Source organism: Thioclava arctica (assembly GCF_040892615.1).
GTDB lineage: Bacteria > Pseudomonadota > Alphaproteobacteria > Rhodobacterales > Rhodobacteraceae > Thioclava > Thioclava arctica.
This window is the reverse complement of the sequence record NZ_JBFRYC010000080.1, coordinates 1-243: the sequence shown is the minus strand read 5'-3', so window position 1 is coordinate 243 and position 243 is coordinate 1. Positions and strand designations below refer to the sequence as shown.

Genomic DNA, 243 nt, shown 5'->3' with positions numbered 1-243 from the left:
TGCGCGAGGTCTCGACCTGGATCATGCACCAGATGCTGCAGCATGTGGCGTCCGGTGGGCGCGGCCTTACATTGCCTCCGGTCATTCTTGTGGGGCCGCCCGGCATCGGGAAATCGCATTACGCGCGCAAGCTGGCCGAGCTTGCCGGCCTGCCGGTGCGCATGATCGATGTCGGTGCTGGCAGCGCAGGCTTCCGGATCTCGGGCACGGAAAAGGGGTGGGCAACCGCGCAATCTGGTCTGC

At 65.8% G+C, this 243-nt stretch carries 1 protein-coding gene; it reads left to right on the top strand.

Going from position 1 to position 243, the window contains the following annotated elements; translation table 11 throughout:
* A partial coding sequence (locus AB4874_RS20005; RefSeq protein WP_368393326.1) for an AAA family ATPase occupies positions 1 to 243 on the top strand: 243 nt, incomplete at both ends.